Here is a 21,294-nt window from a genome sequence, read left to right as displayed (position 1 = left end):
CGCGCCTCCCGCGCGGAGTTCTCGTACAGCATCAGTCGGCGAATTCCGGCTTCTGTTTGTTCATATGGGCGGCCATGGCCACACGCAGGTCGGCGGATTGCAGCATCGCCGCATTCCAGGTGGCGATGTATTCGAGGCCGTCGTCGACACGGTGGTCACGCATGTAGCGGATCATTTCCTTGGTGCCACGCACGGCGACCGGCGACTTGGCGGCGATCTCGCGGGCCAGGGCGAAGACCCCTTCCAGCAGCGCGTCGCGGTCGGCGTAGGTACGGTTGACCAGGCCGATGGAGCGGGCCTCCTCGCCGTCGATGGTGCGCCCGGTGTAGGCCAGCTCGCGCATCATGCCGTCGCCGATGAGGCGCGGCAGGCGCTGCAGGGTGCCGACGTCGGCGGCCATGCCGATGTCGATCTCCTTGATGGAGAACTGGGCATCGGTGGTGGAGTAGCGCATGTCGCAGGCGGAAATCAGGTCGATGGCGCCGCCCAGGCAGTAGCCCTGGATGGCAGCGAGCACCGGTTTGCTGCAGGTGTCCACCGCATTGAAGGAGGCCTGCAGTTCGAGGATCTTGCGCCGCAGCGCCAGGGCGTTGCGCCCCACATCCTTGCCCAGCTGGGCGCCGACCGACGCCAGCAGCATCAGGTCGATGCCCGAGGAGAAGTGCTTGCCGGCGCCGGAGAGGACCACCACGCGGACCTCGTCGTTCTCGCTCGCCCAACGGAAGATGTCGATGATCTCGACCCAGAAATCCGCGTTCATGGCGTTGATTTTCTCGGGGCGGTTTATTTCGACGTGGGCAATCTTGTCTGCCAGTTCTACGCGAAAGGCTTTGTAGTCGGACACGGCAGTCATCCTCGCCAGTTCTGGTGCTGGCCTGTCAGAAATTTCAGGTTTTTTGAATCCGGCAACTATATCAAGCGTTCGATGAAAGTCGAAGGCGACCTCTGTGATGCAGGACACGCCATGGCAGTGACAAGCCGCTTGCAACGCCGCTCAACGACGCGAGCCAAGGGCCTCCCCGTGCACCCGGTTGCGCCACTGGCGCCAGGTGTAGAGCGGGATGCCGGCCATGAGCACGAGGAATCCCCAGAAGATCGCCTGCTCGCCCGTGCCGTAGAGCGCCCAGATCGAGTAGGCGAAACCGAGCACACCGATGGCCACCAGGCGGCCCCGCTCGCTGGCGGAGAAGTCCCCCGGCTGCACCGCCAGTTGCTGCAGCAGCGCGGCGGTGCAGAAGGCGTAGGGCACGACGCCGGTCATGGTGCCGAGCAGGATGATCACGTTGAACACGTCCACCAGGTCGCCCTGCCCGTCCACCAGCACCAGGGCGGTGACCAGCACGCCGGAGATCAGCAGGCCGTTGGCCGGCACGTCGTGCTTGTTGGTCCTGGCCAGGGACTCGGGCAACAGGCCGTCGCGCGCGGTGGCCATGGGGATCTGCCCCTGCAGCAGCACCCAGCCGTTGAGCGCGCCGAGGCAGGCGATGACCGCGCCGGCCGCCACCAGGTGGTAGCCCCAGTCGCCGATCAGCACCCGCGCCGCATCGGCGAAGGGCGCCGTGGAGCGCACCAGGACCTCGGGCGGCAGCACGCCCTGCACGGCGGTGATGGAGAGGATGTAGACCGCCGCCGCCACCAGCGTGCCGAACACGGTGGCACGGGGGATGGTGCGCTTGGGGTCGCGCACGTGATCGGCCGGCACGGTGGCGGACTCCAGGCCGATGAAGGACCAGAGCGTCAGCGCCGCCGTGGTGGCGATGGCCTTGGCGTAGCCGCCGGAACCGGGCGGCAGCTCGCTGACAGCGGGGATGCGCAGGTACTCGGGGTGGAAGGAGAACCAGCCGAGCACGCCCACCAGCAGCAAGGGGATCAGCTTGAGGGCGGTGAGGATGTTCTGCGCCAGGCCGAAGGCGCCGATGCCGCGCAGGTTGATCAGGGTGCAGAGCCAGATGGCACCGATGGCGGTGGCGACTGTCAGCAGCGGGTCGCGCAGGGCCGGGAAGAACACCTGCAGGTAGCCCACCAGGGTCACCGAGATGGCCGCGTTGCCGATCCAGGCGGCCTTCCAGTAGGTCCAGGCGCAAAGGTAGCCGGCGAAGGAGCCGAAGCCGTCGCGGGTATAGGCGTAGGGCCCGCCGGCACCGGGGTTGAGCCGGGCCAGGCGGGCGAAGGTCAGGGCCAGGATCACCGCCCCGGTGCTGGAGATGAGCCAGCCGAACAGGCTCAGGCCGCCATAGGCCGCGAGACTGGAGGGCAGCAGGAAGACCCCGGAGCCGATCATGTTGCCCACCACCAGCGCGGTGCAGGTCCAGAACCCCATGGTGCCTGCCCGGCTCGCCGGTCTTTCCTCGCTCATCGCGCCCCCAGGCTCGTCATTCCCTGATGCAGTCAACGGTATAGCAGCGCCCCGTGGGGCTGTCGTCGTGCTGCAGGCCGTGGACATCGGAATCGAAGCCGGGGAAGCAGGTGTCGAAGGTCCGGGCGAAGGCCAGGTAGTCGATGATCGAGCGGGTCTCGGCGGTGAAGCGTTCGCCCGGCATGATCAGCGGGATGCCCGGCGGGTAAGGCACCAGCATGACGGCGGCGATGCGCCCCTGGAGCTGTTCGATGGGCACCGCCTCGACCTCGCCGCGCACCAGCTTGTCGTAGGCTTCCGAGGGCTTGATCGCCAGCTCCGGCAGCGCGGTGTACATGCGCCGCATGGCGCGGGCGGTGGCGTTGTCGCGGTAGCAGGCGTGCAGCTCGTCGCACAGCTCGCGCAGGCCCAGCCCCTGGTAGCGGGCACCACCGGCACGGGCCACCGAGGGCAACGCGCTGGTCAGCGGGGCATTGGCGTCGTAGGAGCGCTTGAACTCCAGCAGCTCGGTGAGCAGCGTGCTCCACTTGCCCTTGGTGATGCCCATGGAGAACAGCACGAGGAAGGAGTAGAGCCCGGTCTTCTCCACCACCAGCCCGCGCTCCCAGAGGAACTTGCCCACCACGGCGGCGGGAATCCCCTGCTCGGACAGCTTGCCATCGGCGCTGAGGCCGGGTGTGACCAGGGTGACCTTGATCGGGTCGAGCAGCACGTAGTCGTCGGCCACGTCACCGAAGCCGTGCCAGTCGGCGCCCGGCTGCAGCAACCAGTCGCGGGTCGCCACCGACTCGGCGCCCTCCACCTGCGGCGGTTCCCAGATATCGAACCACCAGTCCTGGGCATCGAGGGTCTGCCAAACGTTGGCCAGGGCGCGGCGGAAGCTCACCGCTTCGTCGAAGGTCTCCTGGATCAGCGAGCGCCCGGCGGGGCCTTCCATCATCGCCGAGGCCACGTCGAGCGAGGCGATGATGCCGTACTGGGGCGAGGTGGAGATGTGCATCATGAACGCCTCGTTGAAGCGGTCACGGTCCAGCTGGCGACTGCCGCCGTCCTGCACGTGGATCATCGAGGCCTGACTGAAGGCCGCCAGCAGCTTGTGGGCGGAATGGGTGGTGAACACCAGCGGGCCGTCGTCGGTGCGCCGGGTGCCCATGCCGTAGCGCCCGTCGTAGAACTCGTGGAAGGCGGCGTAGGCGTACCAGGCCTCGTCGAAATGCAGCACCTCCACCACATCGCCCAGCGCCTGCTTGATCAGCTCGGCGTTGTAGCAGAGGCCGTCGTAGGTGGAGTTGGTCACCACCGCCAGCTTCACCTTCGGCGCCCGGCCCCGGGCCAGGGGGCTGGCGTCGATCTTGGCCTGGATGGATTCGCGGCTGAACTCGCTGAGCGGGATGGGCCCGATGATGCCCAGCTCGTTGCGTTCCGGGCTGAGGTACAGCGGGATGGCGCCGGTCATGATGATCGAGTGGAGGATGGACTTGTGGCAGTTGCGGTCCACCAGCACCAGGTCGTCGCGGGCGACCATGGAGTGCCAGACGATCTTGTTCGCCGTCGAGGTGCCGTTGATCACGAAGAAGGTGTGGTCGGCACCGAAGTTGCGCGCGGCGCGGGCCTCGGCCTCGGCGAGCGGGCCGGTGTGGTCCAGCAGCGACCCCAGCTCGGGCACCGAGACGGAAAGGTCCGAACGCAGGGTGTTCTCGCCGAAGAACTGGTGGAACGCCTGCCCGACCGGGCTCTTGCGGTAGGCGACGCCACCGCCGTGGCCGGGCGTGTGCCAGGAATAGTTGGATTGCGCGGTGTGCTCCACCAGGGCGCGGAAGAACGGCGGCAGCAGGCCTTCGAGGTAGTTGCGCGCGGCGCGGGCGACCTGCCGGGCGAGGAAGGGCACGGTGTCTTCGAAGAGGTAGAGCAGGCCGCGCAGTTGATTGAGGTCGGCCATGGCTTCGGCCGGGGCGTTCTCGATGGTGACCTGCTCGCCCAGGGCGAAGATCGGCAGTTGTGGTGCGCGCACCCGGGCCACGCGGATCAGCTCGACCACGTCCTGCAGCAGCCGCTGGTTCTCGCCCGCGCCTTCGGCGGCGACGAGGATGCAGGCCAGGCCATGGTGGGTGGAGGCGACGATGCGCCCTTCGGCGGAACTGGCGGTGGAGAGGATGGCGAAGCCGTCCTGCTCCAGCTCGCGGGCGATGCCGCGCACGCGATCACCGGCGACCGTGTCGGCCTTGATGTCGCGGTGGACGATGAGGATGGGGAACTTCAGGTCTTTGTACATGCAGGCTTCCCGAGGGCGGCGGGGGTCGTCCCGCCTGTGCCCTCAGGGTAGAAGCTTGCCGGAGTCGACGGAACCCCGACTGCCTCAGCCTGTAAGAAAAGGTCGCGCCTCTGGAACTCGGCCGGCTCAGGCTTCCGGAGCCGCCGGTTGCTCCATCTGCACCCAGAGCGCGGGGGCGCCGGAGGACTTCTCGATCACCGCCATGCGGGCCATGTGGGCCTGGACTTCGGCCTCGCTGGCGAGGATCACGCGGCCCGGCGCGCGGCCGGTGATGCGACGGATGGGGCTGGCCTGCGGACCGTTGCCGCTGTCCTCGCCGCTCTCGCCCGCCAGGGACAGGTTGGTCTGGCCACCGGTCATCGCCAGGTAGACGTCGGCGAGGATCTCGGCGTCGAGCAGTGCGCCGTGCAGGTCGCGGCCGGAGTTGTCGACGTCGTAGCGCTTGCACAGGGCGTCCAGGCTGTTGCGCTGGCCCGGGTGGCGACCGCGAGCCATCAGCAGGGTGTCCAGCACGCCGCAGTGTTCGGCGATGTCCGAGCGGTCGCTCTGGCCCAAGAGGGCGAATTCGTTGTTGATGAAGCCGATGTCGAACGCCGCGTTGTGGATGATCAGCTCGGCGCCCTTGATGAACTCGAAGAACTCGTCGGCGATGTCCTTGAAGCGCGGCTTGCCCACCAGGAACTCGTTGGTGATGCCGTGGACCGCGATGGCGCCCTCGTCCACTTCGCGATCGGGCTGCAGGTAATAGTGGAAGTGACGCCCCGTCAGGCGGCGGCCCTCCAGCTCGACGCAGCCGATCTCGATGATGCGGTGACCATCGGTCACCGGCATGCCGGTGGTTTCGGTATCCAGTACTACATAACGCATGTTCGGGCCCGTGAATGAATGGCTCTGTATATAAGGAGGGGAAGCCGCAGGCGGCATTCTAGCGGGCGTTCAGCTCGCTGACACCCCGATTGGCCAACTGGTCGGCGCGCTCGTTGCCCGGGTGGCCGGTATGGCCGCGCACCCATTGCCACTCCACCTCGTGGCGGTTCACCTGCTCGTCGAGCAGTTGCCACAGGTCGGCGTTCTTCACCGGCTGCTTGGCGGCGGTCTTCCAGCCCCGCTTCTTCCAGTTCGGCATCCACTCGCGGATGCCACGCATCACGTATTCGGAGTCGGTCACCAGGCGCACCTTGCACGGCCGCTTGAGCTCGGCCAGGCCACTGATGGCGGCCATCAGCTCCATGCGGTTGTTGGTGGTGTCGCGCTCGCCCCCCCAGAGCTCGCGCTCGACGCCCTTGTAGACGAGCAATACGCCCCAGCCACCGGGACCGGGATTACCCTTGCAGGCGCCGTCGGTGTACATCTCGACTTGATCGGTCACTTATGCCTCGTGTTTCGAATCGCGCCGGCTGACCTTGGCCACCGGCATCGGCACCAGCTTGCCCATGGGCTCGCGGCGTGCCGGACGCAATGGGCGCAGGCCGACCACCAGCTTGCGCGCCACCAATAGATAGAAGCCGGCGCCGAACCATTGCCCGGCGCCTCCCCAGCGCTCCAGCCGGGCCAGGCGCGCTTGCCAGGCCGCCGAAGCGAGCGGCGGACGATAGCACCCGAAGCGGCGTTTCTCCAGCGCGAAGCCCAGCAGGTTGAGCCAGTCCGCGACCCGCGTCGGCGAGATGCAGCGGGCCTTGCCCAGGGCGTCCCCGGCGAAGTAGTGGCGCAGCCCCCAGGGGCTCCAGGGGTTGACCCCGACGATCAGCAGGTGCCCGCCGGGCCGCACGCTGCGCGCGGCTTCACGCAGCAGGCCATGGGGCGACAGGCAGAAATCCAGCCCGTGCTGCAGCACCACCACGTCGGCGGCGTGCTCGCTGAGCGGCCAGGCATTTTCCTCGCAGACGATCTCGACGCCGGACAGCGGCGCGCCCAGGTGCACGCTGCGCTGGATCTGCTTCGCCCCCGGCGGCAGTTCGGCGCGCGGGCCGTAGTGCACCAGGTAGCCACCGAAATAACGTGCCAGTTCGTCCTCCAGCAGGCGCTGCTCCTCGAACAGCATCAGGCCGCCGAGCGGGCCTTCGAACCAGGTGCGCGCATCGTCGATCAGCTCGATCCAGGCGGGGTCGGCCTGGGCGAAGGCTTTCTCGGTCATGGAAATCTCCTGCATGGGAGCCCTAAGATGCTCCTTTGCTCACTGATTGGCGACCGGATCATGATACAGATCGACCCCCTGCGTGCCTTCTCCGACAACTACATCTGGCTGTTGCAGGATGCGACGGAACGCCGTTGCGCGGTGGTCGACCCGGGTGACGCAACACCGGTGCTGGCCTGGCTCGAGGCCCACCCCGGCTGGACCCTGTCGGACATCCTCATCACCCACCACCACGCCGACCACGTCGGCGGCGTCGAGCGCATCAAGGCGGCCACCGGGGCCCGCGTGCTCGGCCCGGCCAGCGAGCGCATCCCCGGTCGCGACCAGGCCCTGGGCGAAGGTGACCTGGTGCAGGTGCTGGGTCTTTCGTTCCGCGTCATCCACGTGCCCGGCCACACCCTCGGCCACATCGCCTTCTTCCACGCGGATGCCACGCGGCCGCTGCTGTTCAGCGGCGACACCCTGTTCGCCGCGGGCTGCGGGCGCATGTTCGAGGGCGACCCGGAAGGCATGCAGGATGCCCTCGCCCGCCTCGCCGCGCTGCCGCCGGTAACCCTGGTGTACTGCGCCCACGAATACACCCTGAGCAACCTGCGTTTCGCCCGTGCGGTGGAGCCCGGCAATGCCGATGTGGCGCGACGTTTCGAGGAAATCACCCGACTGCGCGAGCAGGACGGCGTCAGCCTGCCCACGACCATCGGCCTGGAACGCCTTACCAATCCCTTCCTGCGGGTGAACGAAACATCCGTAAAAGAAATAGCCGACAAGCGGACCGGGACCCACAATCCCGCACCCGCACAGGTCTTCGCCGTCATCCGGGCCTGGAAAGACGGCTTCTGAAACCCCTCTCAGGTCACAGTTGAGCTGGTGAAAACTTGACCACCCCCGGGTCGGTTTCTAGAATCGCCCGATCTTTTTGCCCGGAAAAGCACCCTGACCAATGCCGTCCAAGTCGTACCAAACCCTTGATCTAGACGCATTGGTTCGAGCCTCCCGGGCGCTCGTGCTGGTGTGCGCCGCCGCGCTGGCTGGATGCCAGAGCGCCGCCCACAAGCCCGAGGACGAGGGCCAGGACACCGACCTCGCCGTCGGCATGCAGCAGCAGAACCAGTGGCTGGACGAGGTGCCCGTCGAGCGCGAACCCCAGGACATCTGGGTGCGCATGCGCAAGGGCTTCGCCCTGCAGGACGAGATCGGCGTCAACCCGCGCATCGAGCAACAGCGCCTGTGGTTCGTCAGCAATCCCTCCTTCGTCGAGAACGCCAGCCAGCGCGGCAGCCTGTACATCCATTACATCGTCGAGCGCCTCGAAGAGCGGAAGATGCCGCTGGAACTGGCGCTGCTGCCGGTGATCGAGAGCGCCTACAACCCCTTCGCCTATTCCCGCTCCGATGCGGTGGGGCTGTGGCAGTTCATCCCCTCCACCGGCCGTCACTTCAACCTGCGCCAGACCAGCTGGTACGACGGCCGCCGTGACATCACCGCCTCCACCAATGCGGCCATGGACTACCTCGGCCGCCTGCACGAAATGTTCAATGGCGACTGGCTGCTGGCCCTGGCCGCCTACAACGCCGGCGAAGGCACCGTGAGCCGTGCCATCGAACGCAACCAGAAGCTGGGGCTGCCCACCGACTACTGGAACCTGCCGCTGCCCCAGGAAACCCGTGACTACGTGCCCAAGCTGCTGGCCCTGTCCCAGGTGGTGCTGGCGCCCGAAGCCTACGGCGTGAACCTCAGCCCCATCGCCAACGAGCCCTACTTCGAAGTGGTCGAGCTCAAGCAGCGCATGGACCTGTCCCGCGTGGCCGCCATGGCAGAAGTGGACGAGGACGAGCTCTACCAGCTCAATCCCGCCTTCAAGAAACGCATCACCGTGGACGGCCCGCAACAGCTGCTGGTGCCGACCGAGAAGGCCGAGCTGCTGGCCGCCAACCTGTCGATGATGAAGCCGCAGGACCTGGTGGAGTGGCAGGAGTACAAGGTGCGCAACGGCGACAGCCTGCATGGCATCGCCAACCGCTACCACGTGACGGTTAACACTCTGAAGGAGATCAATGGTCTTTCCGGCAACCACCTGCGCGTGGGCCAGGCCCTGAGCATCCCGGTGGAGCCGGGCGCCAAGCCGAGCCAGCCGCTGTTCCAGAACCTGGCCCGTGCCGAGGAGCGCCCGAGCAGCGCACCGCGTACCTACAAGGTGAAGAATGGCGACAACCTCTGGCAGATCGCCAAGCAGACCAGGGTCGATGTGGCTGATCTCAAGCGCTGGAACCGTCTTTCCGGTAACGCCCTGAAGGTTGGCCAGAGCCTGGCGCTGCAAGCTCCCGGCCAGTCAACCGCAACGAAGGGCACCGCGCGCATGGTCGCCTCGATCGACAAGCCCGGCCGCGATGCGGTGACCTACTACAAGGTCAAGGAAGGCGATTCGCTCTACGTGATCGCCAAGCGCTTCAACGTCGAGATGAAGCACCTGCAGCGCTGGAACCCGCGCAGCGGCCACGCCCTCAAGCCCGGCCAGACCCTCACGCTCTACCTTCCCTGAGTCAGGGCCTCCAGGCATCGCCCGGCCAACTGGGCGAAGCGCTGGAAGGCGATGAACTGTTCATGCTTGAGCGCCCTTCCCGATAGCCGGCAGTCGGCGTAGATCACCCCGATCTCGCGGCTGCCCGCCCGCAGCGGTGCGACGAAGAACATGCCCTGGCCGAACCAGCGGCGCATGGGCTGGGTCACCAGGTCGCTGAGGCTGTAGCTCGCCGGAATTCCCATCCACAACGCCTCGCGACTGCGCAGCACATAGCTGAACAGATGCGGCTGCTCGGGCAGTTCCGCCGGCAGCTCGAACTCGCTGAGCCAGTGGGCACTGCCCTCGCCCACCGCGCGCTTGGCGCGGAAGCGTGTCTGCCGATCGGCAAGCACGGCGATCATCACCCGCTCCAGGCCGACGCCCTGGTGCAGGCCCTTGGTCAGGGTATCGAGGATCAGGCTGACATCCGCATTGCGCGAAACCATCATCCCCAGGTCCTGCAAGGCCTGCTGCATCAGCAGCAGGTCCGGCTGCAGCAGCCGCGCCTTGCGCTGGGCCTGCTGTTGCAGCAACTGCTCGGGATCGGTATTGGGGATCAGCGCGCAGAGCTTGCTGGCACCGAAGGTCGCCGCCACCTTCACCGCCTCGTCGGCGCTGGACAGTACCTGCTGCATCGCTTCCTCGGGGGTGACGCCGATGAAGCTCGCCAATTGCTCCACCAGCTTGCCCATGGACGCCGAATCCCAGCCTTCGAGAGCCGCCTCGCTGATGCGCACGCCGAGGCTGACGGCCTTTACCGAAGGGTCGTTCTGCGCGCCGCCGCCCTGGGCCAGGGCGACGATCTCGCCGAGGTTCCAGCTCTTCACCAGGCCACCGGTGAGCTGACGGAAGCTGGTGCCCAGCACCTGGCGCACCGCCTCGTCCTCGTCGACGCCCGCCTGGGCCAGGGCGCTGGCCAGCTCGTCGGCCTGCTCGCCGCCGCACCCCCAGAAAGCCAGCTCGCCCAGGTGGTAGAGCAAGGCGGCGATGAACACTTCCTCCTGATCGCGGGTGAGCACGTAGCCGGCGATGTTGCGGGCCTGCACGGCGGCATGGAAGGAGCGTGCGAGCAACTCCTGCAGCTGCTCGCGCGGGGCGCGGGTGAGCAGGCCGTCGATCAGCGACAGCGACAGGCCGATCAGCCTCACGTTGTCGAAGCCGATCAGCACGATCGCCCGCGAGATGGTGCGGATCGTTTCCTGGGAAGGGTTGTAGTAGACGCTATTGCCGACCCGCAGCACCTTCGAGGTGAGCGCGGCGTCGCGCAGGAGCACGTCGGCCAGTTGCTGGACCGACGCCTTGTCGTGTTGCGCCAGCTTGTGCAGGTCCTGCACCACCGCGGCGAGAGCGGGCAAATCCGCCTGATTGAGCCTGTCGATCCATGACTGCAAACCATGGCTACGTGAACCCAAGATAGGAACCCCTGCACGTTTTCCGGAAGTGTAGTCAAAATGCTGGCCATCCGGCCCTGAACCAGCTCTTTTTCCAGTGGATACAAGCTGTTACTGTACCGGACAAAATGCCCGCCCGACGGCTCCCGCCGAGGGCCCGAGATGCAGCCGGCGGCACGCCCGTCCGAGGTGTTCATGCCCAGCCAGGCTCACGATCCCACCCACGACCACCCTGCCATGGACCGGATACACGCCTGATGCGCCGCCTCTTGCTCCTGATGATCAGCCTGGCCAGCGGCCCGGTGGCCGCGACCATCAGCGAGAGCCATGGCTATGCCCAGTTCGGCACCCTCAAGTACCCGGAAAGCTTCTCCCACTTCGACTGGGTCAATCCCGATGCCCCCAAGGGCGGCACGCTGAGGGTGATGGCCTTTGGCACGTTCGACACGCTCAACCCCTACACCTTCAAGGGCAGCAGCCCGGTATCGACGCCAAACTTCCTACAGTACGGCGTCACCGAGCTGAACGAGCCATTGATGGCGGGCACCGGCGCCTACGACCCCTCCGGCGACGAGCCGGCCTCCAGCTACGGGCTGATCGCCAGGAGCGTCGAGTACAGCGAGGACCGCAGCTGGGTGGTGTTCAACCTGCGCCCGGAAGCGCGCTTCCACGACGGCCAGCCGATCACGGCCTATGACGTCGCCTTCTCCTACCGCACCCTGGTGAGCAGCGGTCACCCGCAGTACCGCACTAGCCTGCAGGAGGTGCAGCGGGTCGACATCCTCAACCGCCACCGCATCCGCTTCGTGCTCAAGCGCGCGGGCAACCCGCTGCTGATCCTGCGCCTGGGCGAGATGCCGGTGCTGCCGCAGCATTACTGGAAGAACCGCGACTTCAAGGCCACCAGCTTCGAGGCGCCACTGGGCAGCGGGCCTTACCGCATCACCCAGGTTCGCCCCGGGCGCGGGCTGGTGTTCGAACGGGTCAAGGACTGGTGGGGCGAGAAGCTGCCGGTGAACCGTGGCAAGTACAACTTCGACCGCGTCGAGGTGGAGTTCTACCGCGACAGCAACGTGGCCTTCGAGGCCTTCAAGGCCGGCGAGTTCGATTTCTACATCGAGCACCAGGCGAAGAACTGGGCCAATGGCTACCGCTTCCCGGCCATCGCACGCGGGGATGTGATCCGCGCCGAGATACCGCACCAGATCCCCACCCAGACCCAGGCGCTGTTCATGAACACCCGCCGCGCCACCTTCCAGGATCGCCGCGTGCGCGAGGCCTTGGGCCTGATGTTCGACTTCGAATGGACCAACCGCGCGCTGTTCAACAATGCCTATGCGCGAGCCCGCAGCTACTACCCCAACAGCGAGTTCGAGGCCAGCGGGAAACCCGAGGGCCAGGAATGGCTGCTGCTCTCCCCCTACCGCGAGCAGTTGCCGGCCAGGCTGTTCACCGAGCCCTTCAAGGTGCCGGAAACCGATGGCCGTGGCATCCCCAGGGAAACCCTGCGCCGCGCCCTGGGTCTATTGGCCGACGCCGGCTGGAAGCTCTCCGGCCAGCGTCTGGTGAACAGCCGTGGCGAACCGCTGCGTTTCGAAATCCTGCTGGTCAATCCGAACCTTGAACGCATCCTCCAGCCCTACAGCGAAAACCTCGCCAGCATCGGCATCGACGTCACCCTGCGTACCGTCGACCGCGCCCAGTACAAGCAGCGCCTGGACCATTTCGACTACGACATGATCCTCATGACCCTGGCCCAGACCCTCAGCCCCGGACTGGAGCAGTCGCTCTACTTCCACTCCAGCCAGGCCTCCGTGAAAGGCAGCAAGAACTACGCGGGCATCGCCGATCCGGTGGTGGACGCCATGGTCGAGAAGCTCCTCGGTGCCCAGAGCCGCGACGAGCAGGTCGCCGCCGGACGCGCACTGGACCGCACGCTGCTCTGGCAGCACTACAGCATTCCCAACTGGTACATCAACTACCACCGCCTGGCGTACCGCAACAGGTTCGCCTTCGTCACCACGCCGCCCTATACCCTGGGCCTGCGCGCCTGGTGGCTGAAGCCCACGGAGAAATCCCGATGAGCAAGACCCTGCGCTCCCTCTGCCTGAGCGGCTGCGGCGCATTGCTGCTGACCCTCGCCGGCCTCGCCCATGCCGAGCCCCGCCACGCGATCACCCTCTACGACGAGCCGCCCAAGTACCCGGCGGGCTTCAAGCACTTCGACTGGGTCAACCCGGACGCCCCCAAGGGCGGCACCCTGCGCCTCTCAGGCTTCGGCGGCTTCGACAGCCTGAACGAGTTCATCCCCAAGGGCACGGCGGCAGGCCAGTTGGGGCTGATCCACGACACCCTGACCTACCACTCCCCCGACGAGCCCTTTACCGAGTACGGGCTGCTCGCCGAGAAGATCGAGAAGGCCCCGGACAACAGCTACGTGCGCTTCTACCTGAACCCCAAGGCGCGCTTCAACGACGGCACCCCGGTGACCTCTGACGACGTGGTGTTCACCTTCAACACCCTGGTCGAGCATGGCGACCCGATGTACCGCCACTACTATTCCGACGTGGCCCAGGTGGTGGCCGAGGACAAGCAACGCGTGCGCTTCGACTTCAAGCACCCGGGCAACCGTGAACTGCCGCTGATCCTCGGGCAGATCCAGGTGCTGCCCAAGCACTGGTGGGCGACCCGCGACTTCTCCCGGAACACCCTGGAGCCGCCGCTGGGCAGCGGCCCCTATCGCATCACCAAGGTGGACGCCGGACGCTCGATCCGCTTCGAGCGGGTCAAGGACTGGTGGGGCAAGGACCTGCCGGTGAACCGCGGCTACTACAACTTCGACGTCATCACCGTCGACTACTACCGCGACATGTCGGTGGCGCTGGAGGCCTTCAAGGCCGGCCAGTTCGACTTCAACCTCGAGTACTCCGCCAAGGACTGGGCCACCGGCTACGACAGCCCCGCCCTGCGCGCCGGCAAGATCATCAAGCAGGCCATTCCCAATCACAACCCGGTAGGCATGCAGGGCTTCGCCTTCAACATCCGCCGGCCGGTGTTCCAGGATCGCCGGGTACGGGAGGCCATCGCCTCGCTGTTCGACTTCGAATGGACCAACAAGCAGCTGTTCTTCGGCTCCTACAAGCGCACCCGGAGCTTCTTCGAGAACTCGGAGATGGCCGCCACCGGGCTCCCCAGCGAGGCCGAACTGAAGATCCTGGAACCGCTGCGCGGGCAGATTCCCGACGAGGTCTTCACCCAGGAGTTCAAGCCACCGGTCAGCGATGGCAGCGGCATCATCCGCGAGCAGAAGCGCCGCGCCTACAAGCTGCTCACCGACGCCGGCTACCGCATCGAGAACGACAAGATGGTCGGCCCCGACGGCAAGCCACTGGCCTTCGAGATCATGATCGCCCAGGCCAACCTGGAGCGCGTGATCCTGCCGTTCAAGCGCAACCTCTCCGAGCTGGGCATCGACCTGACCATCCGCCGCGTCGACGTCTCGCAGTACATGAACCGCCTGCGCTCGCGCGACTACGACATGATCCCCGGGACCTGGGGCCAATCCAACTCGCCGGGTAACGAGCAGATGGAGTTCTGGCACTCGCGCAGCGCAGACAGCCCTGGCAGCCGCAACTTCATCGGCCTGCGCGACCCGGCCATCGACAAGCTGGTCGAAGGGCTGATCCGCGCCGACTCGCGGCAGAGCCTGATCGACCATTCCCGCGCCCTGGACCGGGTGCTGCTGTGGGGCAACTACGTGGTGCCCAACTACTACGTGGACACCTGGCGCGTGGCCTACTGGAACCAGTTCGACCGCCCCGCCACCACGCCGCTGTATGACTTCGGCATGCTCACCTGGTGGCAGAAGCCCGGCGCCAAGCCCCCCGCTGCCGAGGAGGCCGATGCCGAAGACGCCCCGGCCGACGCCGCACAGAGCGAGGAAGCGCAGTAATGCTCGCCTACATCCTGCGGCGCCTGCTGCTGATCATCCCCACCCTGTTCGGCATCCTGCTGATCAACTTCATCATCATCCAGGCGGCCCCCGGCGGCCCCGTTGAGCAGATGATCGCCAAGCTCGAAGGCTTCGATGCCGCCGCCGGCGGCGCCACCGGTCGCATCTCCGGCGGCGGTGCCGAGGTTTCGGTGGCTGGCTCGAACTACCGTGGCGCCCAGGGCCTGGACCCGGAACTGATCAAGGAAATCGAGAAGATGTACGGCTTCGACAAGCCGGCCCATGAACGCTTCTGGCTGATGATCAAGAACTACCTGCACTTCGACTTCGGCAACAGCTTCTTCCGCGATGCCAAGGTCACCGACCTGATCATCGAGAAGATGCCGGTGTCGATCTCGCTGGGCCTGTGGAGCACGCTGATCATGTACCTGGTCTCGGTGCCCCTGGGCATCGCCAAGGCGGTGCGCCACGGCAATGCCTTCGACGTCTGGACCAGCACCGCGATCATCGTCGGCTACGCCATTCCCGCCTTCCTCTTCGCCATCCTGCTGATCGTGCTGTTCGCCGGCGGCAGCTACTACGACTGGTTCCCCCTGCGCGGGCTGACCTCCAACAACTTCGACGAGCTGAGCCTGGGCGGCAAGATCCTGGACTACCTCTGGCACCTGGCGCTGCCGGTACTGGCACTGGTGATCGGCAACTTCGCCACCCTCACCTTCCTGACCAAGAACAGCTTCCTCGACGAGATCAACAAGCAGTACGTGATCACCGCCCGCGCCAAGGGCCTGTCGGAGAGACGCGTGCTCTACGGCCACGTGTTCCGCAACGCGATGCTGCTGATCATCGCCGGCTTCCCCGCCGCCTTCATCGGCATGTTCTTCACCGGCTCGCTGCTGATCGAGGTGATCTTCTCCCTCGACGGCCTGGGTCTTCTGAGCTTCGAATCGGCGCTGAACCGCGACTATCCCGTGGTGTTCGGCACCCTGTTCATCTTCACCCTGCTGGGACTGATCGTGAAACTGATCGGCGACATCACCTACACCCTGGTCGATCCCCGCATCGACTTCGAAAGCCGGGAGGGCTGACATGCAACTCTCGCCAATCAATCGACGTCGCTTCGAGCGCTTCAAGTCCAACAAGCGGGGCTGGTGGTCGCTCTGGCTGTTCCTCGTGCTGTTCGTCGCCAGCCTGGGCGCCGAGCTGATCGCCAACGACAAGCCGCTGGCCGTGCGCTACGACGGCCAGTGGTATTTCCCGGTGTTCAAGCGCTACCCGGAAACCGCCTTCGGCGGCGAGTTCCCCCTGGAGGCCAACTACAAGACGCCCTACATCCGCGAGCTGATCGCGGCCAAGGACGGGCGGATGATCTGGCCGCCGGTACCCTTCAGCTACGAGACCATCAATTACGACCTCAAGGTGCCGGCCCCCGCGCCGCCCTCCGCCGACAACCTGCTGGGCACCGACGACCAGGGGCGCGACGTGCTCGCGCGGGTCATCTACGGTTTCCGCATCTCGGTGCTGTTCGCCCTGACGCTGACCATCCTCAGTTCCATCATCGGCGTCATCGCCGGCGCCCTGCAGGGCTTCTACGGGGGTTGGGTGGACCTGGCCGGGCAGCGCTTCCTGGAAATCTGGTCGGGCCTGCCGGTGCTCTACCTGCTGATCATCCTCGCCAGCTTCGTGCAGCCGAACTTCTGGTGGCTGCTGGGCATCATGCTGCTGTTCTCGTGGATGAGCCTGGTGGACGTGGTGCGCGCGGAGTTCCTCCGGGGTCGCAACCTGGAGTACGTGCGCGCTGCCCGGGCGCTGGGCATGCAGAACGGCGCGATCATGTTCCGCCACATCCTGCCCAACGCCATGGTCTCGACCATGACCTTCATGCCCTTCATCCTCACGGGCGCCATCGGCACCCTCACCGCCCTGGACTTCCTCGGCTTCGGCCTGCCACCCGGCGCGCCCTCCCTGGGCGAGCTTGTGTCCCAGGGCAAGGCCAACCTGCAGGCGCCCTGGCTGGGCATAAGCGCCTTCGCCGTACTCGGCGTCATGCTGACCCTGCTGGTGTTCATCGGCGAAGCCGCCCGCGATGCCTTCGACCCGAGGAAGTGAGATGAGCGAGAACCTGATTGAAATCCGCGACCTCGCGGTCGAATTCGTCACCGGGCAACACACCCAGCGGGTGATCGAGGGCGTGAGCTTCGACATCCGCAAGGGCGAGACACTGGCACTGGTCGGCGAGTCCGGCTCGGGCAAGTCGGTCACCGCGCACTCCATCCTGCGCCTGCTGCCCTACCCGCTCGCGCGCCACCCGGCCGGCAGCATCACCTACGCCGGCAAGGACCTGCTCAAGCTGCCCGAGGCCAAGCTGCGCGGCATCCGCGGCAACCGCATCGCCATGGTCTTCCAGGAGCCCATGACCTCCCTCAACCCGCTGCACAGCATCGAGAAGCAGATCAAGGAAGTGCTGGCCCTGCACAAGGGCATCAGCGGCAAGGCCGCCACCCAGCGCACCCTGGAACTGCTGGAGCTGGTGGGCATCCCCGAACCGGCCAAGCGGCTGAAGGCCTACCCGCACGAGCTTTCCGGCGGCCAGCGCCAGCGGGTGATGATCGCCATGGCCCTGGCCAACGAGCCGGAGCTGCTGATCGCGGACGAGCCGACCACTGCGCTGGACGTCACCGTGCAGCTGAAGATCCTCGAGTTGCTCAAGCAATTGCAGGCCCGCCTGGGCATGGGGCTGCTGCTGATCACCCACGATCTGAACCTGGTGCGACGTATCGCGCATCGCGTATGTGTCATGCAGCGCGGTTGCATCGTCGAACAGGCGTCGTGTGAAGAATTGTTCCGTGCACCGCAGCATCCCTACACCCGGGAACTGCTCGCCGCCGAGCCCTCGGGCAAGCCGGTGGACAGCCTGGAGGGGCCGCCGTTGCTGGAGGTGGACGACCTGCGTGTGTGGTTCCCGGTGAAGAAGGGATTGCTGCGCCGCACGGTCGATCATGTGAAGGCCGTGGACGGCATCGACTTCACCCTGCACCAGGGCCAGACCCTGGGCATCGTGGGTGAAAGCGGTTCCGGCAAGTCCACGCTGGGCCTGGCGATCCTCCGGCTGCTCGGCAGCCAGGGCGCCATCCGCTTCCAGGGCCAGGCCCTGGAGGGGCTCTCGCAGAAAGAGGTGCGTCCGTTCCGGCGCCAGATGCAGGTGGTGTTCCAGGACCCCTTCGGCAGTTTGAGTCCACGCATGTGCGTGGGCCAGATCGTCGGGGAAGGCCTGAAGATCCATGGCATGGGCACCGAGGCGGAGCAGGAACAGGCCATCATCGACGCGCTCCTGGAGGTGGGGCTGGATCCGGAAACCCGGAACCGCTACCCCCATGAGTTTTCCGGCGGGCAACGGCAACGGATCGCCATTGCCCGGGCATTGGTGCTGAAACCGGCGCTGATCCTGCTGGACGAGCCCACTTCGGCGCTCGACCGGACAGTGCAGCGCCAAGTGGTGGAGTTACTGCGCTCGCTGCAGGCCAAGTACAACCTGACCTACCTGTTCATCAGCCACGACCTGGCGGTGGTCAGGGCCCTGAGCCACCACCTGATGGTGGTCAAGCACGGCAAGGTGGTTGAGCAAGGCCCTGCCGAGACGGTTTTCGCCGCACCGCAGCACACTTATACGAAGCAGTTGCTGGAAGCCGCATTCCTGGCTCCGGAAACTGCCAATTAACCAGAAGAGGAAGAACGCACATGGGTTTTCTCGCCGGTAAGCGCGTACTGATCGTTGGCGTCGCCAGCAAACTGTCCATCGCATCGGGCATCGCTGCTGCCATGCACCGTGAGGGCGCCGAGCTCGCCTTCACCTACCAGAACGAAAAGCTGAAGGGCCGTGTGGAAGAGTTCGCCGCAGGCTGGGGCTCCAGCGCCGACCTGTGCTTCCCCTGCGACGTCGCCAACGACGATGAGATCGCAGCCGTATTCGAGGCCCTGGGCAAGAAGTGGGACGGCCTGGACTGCATCGTCCATTCCGTCGGCTTCGCACCGGGCGACCAACTGGACGGTGATTTCACCGAGGTCACCACCCGCGAGGGCTTCCGCATCGCCCACGACATCAGCGCCTACAGCTTCGTGGCCCTGGCCAAGGCCGGCCGCGAGTTGATGAAGGGCCGCAATGGCAGCCTGCTGACCCTGTCCTACCTGGGCGCGGAACGCACCATGCCCAACTACAACGTGATGGGCATGGCCAAGGCCAGCCTGGAAGCCGGCGTCCGCTACCTGGCCGGCAGCCTCGGCCCGGAAGGCACCCGCGTCAACGCCATCTCTGCCGGCCCGATCCGCACCCTGGCCGCTTCCGGCATCAAGAGCTTCCGCAAGATGCTCGCCGCCAACGAGAAGCAGACTCCGCTGCGCCGCAACGTGACCATTGAGGAGGTCGGCAACGCCGGCGCCTTCATCTGCTCCGACCTGGCCTCGGGCATCAGCGGTGAGATCCTCTACGTCGACGGCGGCTTCAACACCACCGCCATGGGCGCGATCGAAGACTGATCGCCCCGGACGTGAAAAAGCCCGCCTGGTGGCGGGCTTTTTCATGGACGCTCGAAACGTATCGCTGCTCAATCTGTAGCCCGGACTTCAGTCCGGGGAACGCTCAGGAACCACAGCCCTCCCCTTTTCGCCAGGCATGAAAAAGGCCGCTTCGCAGCGGCCTTGGTCAATCACGTCAGGTCGATCAGAAACGCTCGACCTTGGCTTCGGCTTCCAGCTGGCGACGGTAGGCAGCGAAGTCCTGCTGACCACTGCGCGAAGCCAGGAAACGGCCATACATGGCCTTGTCCTGCTCGGATAGCGCGTCCTCGGGCTGGCTCACGCCGTTCAGGCGGATCACCACGTAGTCGCCATTGCTCAGCTTCAGGGTGGAGAAGGTCGGCTTGTCGGCGGACTCGGGCTTGCCCATGCGGAACAGCGTCTGCAACAGGGCGGGGTCTACACCTTCCTGGCTGCGGGTGGCGGCCTCGACCACGTTCCAGGTCTGGCCTTGCGGCGCCTGGGTAGCCGGGGTCTTGCCTTCACGCAGGCTGGCCAACAGCTCGTCGGCCTTGGCCTTGGCCGCTTCGCTGGCCTTCTCCTGGGTCAGGTGCTGGCGGATGCTGTCACTGACGGAAGCCAGTTCGAGCTGCGTGGGCTTGCGGTGCTCCTTGGCACGCAGGACAACCACGGTATCCGGATCAAGTTCGATGGCGCCACTGTTGCCACCGTCTTCCAGGACCTCGGGGCTGAACGCAGCCTGCAGGACCTGGCGATTGGCAGTCAGGCCTTCGCCACCTTCACGACCGAAGGGCGCGCTGGTCTGGACCTTGAGGTTCAGCTCCTGGGCCGGCTGGGCCAGGTCGGATGCCTCGAATGCGGAGTCCTCCAGTTCCTTGGTGGCCTCGACGAAGCGCTGCTCGACCTGTTGGGTCTTCAGCTCGCGGACCATCTTCTCCTTCAGGCTGTCGAAGCTCGGCACTTCGGGGGCCTGGATGGCGAGGAGCTTGATCAGGTGCAGGCCGTAGGGCGTGCGTACCGGAGCGGAGACTTCGTCCTTCTTCAGGGCGTAGAGCGCGTCCTCGAACGCCGGTTCGTAGACACCACGACCGGCGAAGCCGAGGTCACCGCCGTTGGCAGCGGAACCAGGGTCCTGGGAGAACTCCTTGGCCAGGGCAGCAAAAGCTTCGCCCTTGTCCAGGCGCTGCTTGATCTCCTCGATCTTGGCCTTGGCCTGCTCTTCGGTCTGCTGGTCGTTGATCTCGACCAGGATGTGGGCCGCGTCGCGCTGCTCGGAGAGGTTACCGATCTCCTTGTCGTACTGGGCCTTGAGGTCGTCCTCGCTGACTTCGACCTGACTGAAGAAAGCCTCCTTCTTCAGTTCGATGTATTCGAGCACGACCTGCTCGGGGCTCATGAACTGGCCCTTGTGCTCGTCGTAGTAGGCCTGGATCTCGTCGTCGCTGACAGTGACCGCCTTGGGATCAGCCTTGAAGGTCAGGGTCGCGAAGTCGCGGGTCTGTTTCTCCAGGCGGGCGAAGGCACGGATTTCCTCGTCAGTGACGAAGCCACTGCCGGCAAGGCCTGCGCGCAACTGGCCGACGAGCATTTCCTGCTCGAGCATCTGGCGGAACTGCAGGCGGGTATAGCTCATCTGGCGGATCACCTGATCGAAGCGATCAGGGTTGAACTTGCCATCGACCTGGAATTCGGGGGTCTGCAGGATCAGTTGATCCAGGGCAGGCTGCGAGAAGGCGAAACCGGAAGACTTGGCACCTTGCAACAGCAGCTTGCGCTCGATCAGCCCCTTGAGGGCGGCTTCGCGCAGCAGCTTGTCGTCGAGCTGGGAAGCATCGAAGTCCTTGCCCAATTGCTGCATCAGCTGGCGGCGCTGCATGTCTGCGGCCTGGCTCAACTGGTCGAGGGTGATCTCCTCACCGTTGACCTTGGCGGCATCCTGGCGATTGCTGGTGGCATTGAAGATGGCGTCGAAACCCGTCAGCGCGAGCAGCGCGATGATGACGCCGATAATGGTCTTGGCAATCCATCCCTGTGAATTGTCCCTGATGTTCTGCAGCATGCGTCCCCCAGAAACGGCTGTACCGAATAAAACAGCCGCG

16 protein-coding genes are annotated in these 21,294 nt (G+C 65.8%); 8 read left to right on the top strand and 8 right to left on the bottom strand.

What is annotated here, in order from left to right; all coding sequences use genetic code 11:
• Positions 1 to 31: 31 nt before the first annotated feature.
• The 6 genes from DMX10_RS12340 to DMX10_RS12315 all read right to left on the bottom strand — a co-directional run bounded on the left by DMX10_RS12340 (position 32) and on the right by DMX10_RS12315 (position 6,762).
• On the bottom strand, positions 32 to 844 hold the full coding sequence (locus DMX10_RS12340) for a crotonase/enoyl-CoA hydratase family protein (RefSeq protein WP_111261339.1): 813 nt from the start codon (positions 842 to 844) through the stop codon (positions 32 to 34).
• Positions 845 to 994: 150 nt separating this feature from the next.
• Positions 995 to 2,320 (bottom strand): amino acid permease, encoded by a 1,326-nt coding sequence (locus DMX10_RS12335; RefSeq protein WP_178082944.1) that lies wholly within the window; start codon positions 2,318 to 2,320, stop codon positions 995 to 997.
• 52 nt (positions 2,321 to 2,372) lie between these two features.
• Complete coding sequence (locus DMX10_RS12330; RefSeq protein ID WP_111261337.1) at positions 2,373 to 4,628, bottom strand: arginine/lysine/ornithine decarboxylase; 2,256 nt, start codon at positions 4,626 to 4,628, stop codon at positions 2,373 to 2,375.
• A 126-nt stretch (positions 4,629 to 4,754) separates the two neighbouring features.
• Positions 4,755 to 5,495 carry a DNA polymerase III subunit epsilon gene (dnaQ, locus tag DMX10_RS12325; protein WP_111261336.1) on the bottom strand — a complete coding sequence of 247 codons (741 nt, stop codon included), beginning with the start codon at positions 5,493 to 5,495 and terminating at the stop codon, positions 4,755 to 4,757.
• Positions 5,496 to 5,553: 58 nt separating this feature from the next.
• Positions 5,554 to 5,979, bottom strand: a complete 426-nt coding sequence (rnhA, locus tag DMX10_RS12320) for a ribonuclease HI (RefSeq protein WP_111261362.1) — start codon at positions 5,977 to 5,979, stop codon at positions 5,554 to 5,556.
• A gap of 18 nt (positions 5,980 to 5,997) precedes the next feature.
• Positions 5,998 to 6,762, bottom strand: coding sequence for a methyltransferase domain-containing protein (locus tag DMX10_RS12315; RefSeq protein ID WP_111261361.1), 765 nt, complete (start codon positions 6,760 to 6,762; stop codon positions 5,998 to 6,000).
• A 60-nt stretch (positions 6,763 to 6,822) separates the two neighbouring features.
• Between DMX10_RS12315 and gloB the strand changes: the two genes are divergently transcribed.
• Positions 6,823 to 7,602 (top strand): hydroxyacylglutathione hydrolase, encoded by a 780-nt coding sequence (gene gloB, locus DMX10_RS12310; RefSeq protein WP_111261360.1) that lies wholly within the window; start codon positions 6,823 to 6,825, stop codon positions 7,600 to 7,602.
• A gap of 100 nt (positions 7,603 to 7,702) precedes the next feature.
• On the top strand, positions 7,703 to 9,301 hold the full coding sequence (locus DMX10_RS12305; RefSeq protein ID WP_111261335.1) for a lytic transglycosylase domain-containing protein: 1,599 nt from the start codon (positions 7,703 to 7,705) through the stop codon (positions 9,299 to 9,301).
• On the opposite strand, the gene DMX10_RS12300 is transcribed toward DMX10_RS12305, so the two are convergent.
• On the bottom strand, positions 9,289 to 10,713 hold the full coding sequence (locus DMX10_RS12300) for an HDOD domain-containing protein (RefSeq protein WP_111261334.1): 1,425 nt from the start codon (positions 10,711 to 10,713) through the stop codon (positions 9,289 to 9,291). The two genes, DMX10_RS12305 and DMX10_RS12300, sit on opposite strands and share 13 nt — an antisense overlap.
• A 257-nt stretch (positions 10,714 to 10,970) precedes the next feature.
• Here DMX10_RS12300 and DMX10_RS12295 point away from each other — a divergent pair, with 257 nt between their 5' ends.
• From DMX10_RS12295 to fabI, 6 genes are read left to right on the top strand one after another with little or no spacing between them, the layout of a single operon-like run.
• Complete coding sequence (locus DMX10_RS12295; RefSeq protein WP_111261333.1) at positions 10,971 to 12,797, top strand: extracellular solute-binding protein; 1,827 nt, start codon at positions 10,971 to 10,973, stop codon at positions 12,795 to 12,797.
• On the top strand, positions 12,794 to 14,665 hold the full coding sequence (locus tag DMX10_RS12290; RefSeq protein WP_111261332.1) for an extracellular solute-binding protein: 1,872 nt from the start codon (positions 12,794 to 12,796) through the stop codon (positions 14,663 to 14,665). Before DMX10_RS12295 ends, DMX10_RS12290 begins: the two co-directional genes overlap by 4 nt.
• Complete coding sequence (locus DMX10_RS12285) at positions 14,665 to 15,750, top strand: microcin C ABC transporter permease YejB (RefSeq protein ID WP_111261331.1); 1,086 nt, start codon at positions 14,665 to 14,667, stop codon at positions 15,748 to 15,750. Before DMX10_RS12290 ends, DMX10_RS12285 begins: the two co-directional genes overlap by 1 nt.
• Before the next feature lies 1 nt (position 15,751).
• Complete coding sequence (locus DMX10_RS12280; RefSeq protein WP_111261330.1) at positions 15,752 to 16,771, top strand: ABC transporter permease; 1,020 nt, start codon at positions 15,752 to 15,754, stop codon at positions 16,769 to 16,771.
• A gap of 1 nt (position 16,772) precedes the next feature.
• Entirely contained in the window at positions 16,773 to 18,380 is a 1,608-nt protein-coding gene (locus DMX10_RS12275; RefSeq protein WP_111261329.1) for an ABC transporter ATP-binding protein, read from the top strand.
• A 20-nt stretch (positions 18,381 to 18,400) separates the two neighbouring features.
• Complete coding sequence (gene fabI / locus DMX10_RS12270) at positions 18,401 to 19,195, top strand: enoyl-ACP reductase FabI (RefSeq protein ID WP_111261328.1); 795 nt, start codon at positions 18,401 to 18,403, stop codon at positions 19,193 to 19,195.
• Between the two features lie 184 nt (positions 19,196 to 19,379).
• Here the strand turns inward: fabI and DMX10_RS12265 are convergent, their stop codons facing one another.
• On the bottom strand, positions 19,380 to 21,254 hold the full coding sequence (locus DMX10_RS12265) for a SurA N-terminal domain-containing protein (protein ID WP_111261327.1): 1,875 nt from the start codon (positions 21,252 to 21,254) through the stop codon (positions 19,380 to 19,382).
• Between the last annotated feature and the right edge of the window lie 40 nt (positions 21,255 to 21,294).

This window comes from Pseudomonas sp. 57B-090624, assembly GCF_003234055.1.
Lineage (GTDB): Bacteria > Pseudomonadota > Gammaproteobacteria > Pseudomonadales > Pseudomonadaceae > Metapseudomonas > Metapseudomonas tohonis.
This window is presented reverse-complemented; position numbering and strand designations above follow the sequence as displayed.